3 protein-coding genes and 1 rRNA gene are annotated in these 5902 nt (G+C 68.8%); 2 read left to right on the forward strand and 2 right to left on the reverse strand.

Annotation, left to right across the window (positions count from 1 at the left end):
- Positions 1 to 196: 196 nt before the first annotated feature.
- Positions 197 to 313 (forward strand): 5S ribosomal RNA (rrf, locus tag ACFSKW_RS45300).
- 875 nt (positions 314 to 1188) lie between these two features.
- Here the strand turns inward: rrf and ACFSKW_RS45305 are convergent.
- Positions 1189 to 1917 (reverse strand): SAM-dependent methyltransferase, encoded by a 729-nt coding sequence (locus ACFSKW_RS45305; protein ID WP_379580800.1) that lies wholly within the window; start codon positions 1915 to 1917, stop codon positions 1189 to 1191.
- Between the two features lie 310 nt (positions 1918 to 2227).
- On the reverse strand, positions 2228 to 3532 hold the full coding sequence (locus ACFSKW_RS45310; RefSeq protein WP_379580801.1) for a hypothetical protein: 1305 nt from the start codon (positions 3530 to 3532) through the stop codon (positions 2228 to 2230).
- A 105-nt stretch (positions 3533 to 3637) separates the two neighbouring features.
- Between ACFSKW_RS45310 and ACFSKW_RS45315 the strand changes: the two genes are divergently transcribed.
- The gene (locus ACFSKW_RS45315; RefSeq protein WP_379580802.1) at positions 3638 to 4948 is read left to right on the forward strand and encodes a hypothetical protein; all 1311 of its coding nucleotides are present in this window, start codon (positions 3638 to 3640) and stop codon (positions 4946 to 4948) included.
- Positions 4949 to 5902 lie beyond the last annotated feature (954 nt).

Genomic DNA, 5902 nt, shown 5'->3' on the forward strand with positions numbered 1-5902 from the left:
GGAAGCGCGGTAACGTGTGGAGCTGACCGGTACTAATAGGCCGAGGACTTGACCACAAAGCATAAGCTTGGTTTCTGCAGCGCTCTGTTACTCTTCGCCGGGTCCGGAGCAGCGCGAAACCAAGGTCTTCTTGCCCGCGTCCACTATGCAATTCTGAAACAGCAAACACTGTGTGTGTTTGACAGTTTCATAGAGTTACGGCGGTTATAGCGCAGAGGAAACACCCGGTTACATTCCGAACCCGGAAGTTAAGCTCTGCAGCGCCGATGGTACTGCACTCGGGAGGGTGTGGGAGAGTAGGTCGCCGCCGGACAATCTTTCAAAAAGGGCCACCCCATGCGGGGTGGCCCTTTTTGCGTTGACCGGCACGACGTCCCACCGCCCTGGCGACTGCTCACCAAGGCGAGTCGATCCGACTGGTAGCTGCACAACAACACTCCTCACCGTCGACCGTAACTCAAGGCCGCACGGTCAACAGTCGGAGTGTCGAGAGAGTGGCTGCCGGCGGCTACGGCTTGGGCGCGTGCCGAGCGCTTGCACCGGGGGATGGCCAATGGCCAACGTAGTGTGTGCCCTCGACGCAGCTCGTTGTGGAGGTGCCGCATAGCCCCTTTCGCCTCGCCCTGCTCTCACGCCGTTTGTGAGGGAGGCCCAGGTGGGTTGTTGTCGGAGCTTGTCCACGAGACGCCCGTTCTCGGAAAGACGGAACGAGGACACGCGCTCCGCGCGGACGCTACCCAGGGGGACCGGACGAGGACACTCACTCACGCGGCACCCAAGGAGGGCAAGGGGCGAGGCCGCTCACCCAGGGGGACCGGACGACACGCGGCATCCAGATAAGGACGTGGACGCTCACTCCTCGAGGACGCGCACCCAGGAGCGCCTCACTCCAGGCGGGCTCCCGGCGTCGACCTCATCGGTGCGCGAAGATCGCCACATGCAGGAGGAGCCCTCCCGCCGGCACAGCTCCGGCTGCGCTCAGGTTCTCCGACGTCGCCCCGTGTCGTGTGCGCGTGAGGACCAGGGCTCAACGCAGTCGCACCGATAAGTGGGACCGCTGGCCAACCGATAGGGGGTACCGCTGGCCATTCGTGCGACATCCCCATGTCCAGCGTTCATGTGATGTCCCATGCCAGCGGGTCTCATTCGTGTGATGTCCCCATGCCTGTCGGGTGAGGGGAAGACGTTCTACTTCCTCGGACGGAGGACGAAGACGCCCCAGCCCAGGTGCTGCCTGCCGTACTCGAGGTGGGTTCGGCGCGCCGCCCGCAGGAACTCGCGGATCTCGGGCTCCTCGGGATCGTCCGGGTTGTCGCGTAGCCAGTCGCTCAGCGTCAACCACTGGCTGGCGACGTAGCGGTCCCAACTGTCAGGGTTCGCCAGAACCATCTCCACCAGCTCGAACCCTGCCGCCTCGAACCTGTCGTCGGTTCCGGCCAGGGTGGTGAAGCCTTCGTATGCCTTCAGCGCCTCGGCGGGTGGGTCGCCGATCCAGTAGCACTCGCCGACCAGGGCGAGCCCGTCGGGGCGCAGGGCCGGGCGCATGAGGTCGAGCGTTCCTGTCAGGCCGCCGCCGATCCATGTCGCCCCGATGCAGGAGACCAGGTCGAACGTCTCCTCGGTGCGGTACGCGCCCGCGTCGCCCTGCACGAACGTCAGGCGGTCGGTCACGCCGAGCTCGGCGGCGCGCTCACGGGCGGCGGCGAGGAAGACCTGGCTGATGTCCACACCCACGCCGGTCAGGCCGTAACGCGCCGACCAGCGGCTGAGCATCTCCGCCTTGCCGCAGGCGAGGTCGAGTTGTCGATGCCCGTCCTGGATGCGGCAGATCTCGCCCAGCAGGTCGAGCTTGTCGTCGGTGATCGGGTTCAGGATGCGGTGCCGGGATTCGGCTATCTCGTGGAAGCGCAGCGACATGGCGGTCATTGTGGGATACCGAGGTGGCGGAGGTCGATCGCTTTTCCTGATGGAGCTTGAGGCTCGGGGACACCTGGGGGCTTGCTAGGCTGGAGAGGCCTGGCCACCCTCAACCACGGGTGGCCTTCGTCGCGTAAGACCCGAGAGCGGGCGGCGATCAGCCACGGTGGACCGTCGCGTTGGAGCACGTGTCCGCTGAGTGAGCCAACGAAATGGACCAGAAGTGAACAGAGATAACGGATCGGACGACGAGGGCCGCCGCGAGCCCAGCGGACAGAGCGGGGACAGGCCTCGCTACGGGGAGAGGCGTTCATACGGCGAGCGCGGGCAGTCGCGCGGCGACCGTCCGTTCAGGTCCGGTGAGCGGTCGCGAGACGGGTACCAGGGTCGTGACGACCGGGGCGGCTCGGGTGATCGGGATGAGCGGCCGCGGTCGTCGCGTCCGTTCCAGAACAGGGATGAGCGTGGATACGCCTCCCGTGACGACAGACCCCAGGGCGGCGGGTTCCGCGACCGTGGCGAGAGGCCGCAGGGTGGCGGCTTCCGCGGTCGGGATGATCGTGGTCCGCGTCGTGACTTCGACCGGCGTGAGGATCGCGGTGGGTTCCGCGACCGGGGTGACAGGCCCCAGAGTGGCGGTTTCCGTGACCGTGGCGATCGTCCGCAGGGCGGTGGTTTCCGGGATCGTGGTGACCGTCCGCAGGGTGGCGGTTTCCGGGACCGTGGCGAGAGGCCGCAGGGTGGCGGCTTCCGGGATCGGGATGATCGTGGTCCGCGTCGTGACTTCGACCGGCGTGAGGATCGCGGTGGGTTCCGCGACCGTGGTGACAGGCCTCAGGGTGGCGGATTCCGTGACCGTGGCGATCGTCCGCAGGGCGGCGGCTTCCGCGACCGTGGTGACCGTCCGCAGGGCGGTGGCTACCGGGACCGGGACGATCGTGGGTTCCGTGATCGCGGCGACAGGCCTCAGGGTGGTGGCTTCCGCGATCGTGGCGAGAGGCCGCAGGGTGGCGGTATCCGGGATCGGGACGATCGTGGTCCGCGTCGTGACTTCGACCGGCGTGAGGACCGCGGTGGCTTCCGCGACCGTGGTGACAGGCCCCAGGGTGACAGGCCCCAGGGTGACAGGCCCCAGGGTGGCGGGTTCCGCGACCGTGGCGACCGTCCGCAGGGCGGTGGTTTCCGGGATCGTGGTGACCGTCCTCAGGGTGGCGGCTTCCGGGATCGTGGTGACCGTCCGCAGGGCGGCGGTTTCCGGGATCGTGGTGACCGTCCGCAGGGTGGCGGCTTCCGGGATCGTGGTGACCGTCCGCAGGGCGGCGGCTTCCGGGATCGTGGTGACCGTCCTCAGGGTGGCGGCTTCCGGGATCGTGGTGACCGTCCCCAGGGCGGAGGCTTCGACCGGCGTGAGGACCGCGATGGCTTCCGCGACCGTGGTGACAGGCCCCAGGGTGGCGGGTTCCGCGACCGTGGCGAGAGGCCTCAGGGTGGCGGGTTCCGCGACCGTGGCGACCGTCCGCAGGGCGGGGGCTACAGGGACCGCGGCGATCGCCCGCAGGGCGGTGGGTTCCGTGGACGCGAGGACCGGCCGTTCTCGCGCGACGATCGCGGGCACGCGGACCGCTCCGGCGCGCCGGTCAGGGCCCGGTTCGGCAGGCAGGACCGCGACGAGGAGGCCCCTCGCCGCGAGAAGCTGCCCGACGTCCCGCCGGACATCACCTTGGACGAGCTCGACAAGGACGTGAGGGACGAGCTGCGCTCCCTCCCCTTGGACCTGGCCGAGCTGGTCGGCAGCCACCTGGTCGCCGCCGAGCGCGCGCTCGTTGAGGACGACCCCGACAGGGCGCACGAGCACACCAAGGTAGCCCGCAGGTTCGCCGCTCGCATCGGTGTCGTCCGCGAGGCCGCGGGCATCGTGGCCTACCGCGCGGGGAACTACTCGGAGGCGCTGTCCGACCTGCGCGCCGCGCGGCGGATGACCGGCTCGGATGCCTATCTGCCGATCATGGCGGACTGCGAGCGCGGAATGGGCCGCCCTGAGCGTGCCCTTGACCTGGTTCGTTCGCCCGAGGCCGAGCGTCTCGACCGGGCGGGACGCATCGAGCTGGCCATCGTCGAGTCCGGCGCCCGCCGTGATCTCGGCCAGAACGACGCGGCCGTCATCACGTTGCAGCGGCTTCCCGAGCTGCGCGACCCGAACCCGCGTCCGTGGTCGGCTCGCCTGGCGTTCGCCTACGCCGACGCTCTGGCCGATGCCGGACACCAGGAGGCGGCGACCGACTGGTTCGCCCGAGCGCTGGCCTTCGACGAGGACGGCGAGACTGACGCCGCCGAGCGCTACGCGGAGCTCACCGGCGCGGTGATCGAGGACATCGAAGAGGACTACGAGGCCGTCGACGAGACCGGCGAGGGCGTCGACGTCCTGGCCGACCAGGACGCCCTGGAGGGCGCGACTCTGCTCGACGATGAGGGTGACGACGAGGACGTCGATGTCCTGGCCGTCGAAGAGGACGCCTCCGAAGGCGAGTCCGACCTCGACCTCGACCTCGACGACGAGGACGAGGACGAGGACGACGACGAGGACGAGATCGAGGACGCACGCGATGAGGGTCGCGGGGACGTTCTCGACGATGACGAGGACATCGCCGACGAGGCCGCTGAGGCCGGCGAGCCGTCCTACGCCGTCGATCACGCCGAGGGCGCATCCGAAGTCCCGCCGGCCTCGCCCGTCGACTCCGACGACGACCTGGATTCCGAGGACGAGCTGGACTCCGATGAGGACGGCGACTCCGACGACGATTCGGACGCCGAGGACGACCTGGAGGCTGACGACGCTCGGGAGGCCGCGGAGCCGGCCGGCGAGACCGACGACGTGGAAGAGGACGTGGACGCCGAGCTGGACAAGTCCTCAGCAGGAACGGCCAGGTCGGGCGACTCCGAGTCCGCGAAGCCCGGCATCAGCCCGGCGTTCATCGAGCCCGACTTCGGCGACATCCTCGACGATCAGGAAGAGCCCGAAGCCAAGAAGTGACCCGCCGCCGTGCCGTACCGGAAGGAAGTGCTTCTGGTACGGCACGGCCGCGGCGAGATCGGCGCGATCCCCAGGCCCCGCGACCCCATCGCGGGGCTTTCGCATGTCCGGAGAGCAGTCCATGCGGCGACTGTGTCGATCCATCGCCCTCTGGCAGCGCCTGGCCGCAGCGGCGCGCTGAGGCGGCCCACTCCCTCGTCGGTACCGTGCCGGCTTCCGGCGCCCTCGATCGACCGTCGTCGCCCGGCTGCGAGGTCAGCCGTCGATCCACCAGGTACACCGGGCGTCGATCGATCCCGGATCGGCCCCGCGTCGATCGACCCTCCTGGCCGGAGCCTCGATCGGCGCTCCGCCGCCGTGAATCTCGGATCGATCGAGCGGAGCTGCGGACATGTCCATTCGATCGATCCTGACTCGCCGCCACTCGCATCTCGATCGAAGGCAGTCCGCCGACGATCGGCCGAACCAGCGGAGTGTTCGGCACGCCGGTAGGAGCCGGGCGCCCGCCGGCCACGCCCAGCCGACCGGACGGCGGCGCCCCCGGCCCCATGACGTCGCGAGCGAACGTGGGCTGCCCCCATTCCTCGCGATCACGATAGGCGAGCCCATCGCCGCCCCCTCAATCAGGAACGGCCGTCGCAGCCATCGCGCGGTCCAGAGCAACGGCCGGGACCCGGCCGACATGAACGGCGCCCAACGGGACAGCATGGCCAACCGGACCGGCGACACCGACCCGAGCACTCAGTGAAACTCCTGGCGAGCGGTGTTGGATATTGACAAGCGGGGCGGCGTACGGCATCCTGGAAATGCGACCTGAACGATGGGTCTGCGTTAGCGTGGACAAATTCAACTTGAGCGAGTACGCTCGTGCCTTCACGCTGCCTTTCGGGTGACCCGCTTCTCTTGCTCACGTTGCGAGGTCGTCTGGCGTGCGTGTAGTCAGTCCGCCGCGAG

It is taken from the genome of Nonomuraea mangrovi, assembly GCF_042681425.1.
Lineage (GTDB): Bacteria > Actinomycetota > Actinomycetes > Streptosporangiales > Streptosporangiaceae > Nonomuraea > Nonomuraea mangrovi.

Bases quoted from the DNA above. Each gene is read 5' to 3' on its own strand.
- ACFSKW_RS45305 (WP_379580800.1), bottom strand. From the start codon at position 1,917: ATGTCGCTGCGCTTCCACGAGATAGCCGAATCCCGGCACCGCATCCTG.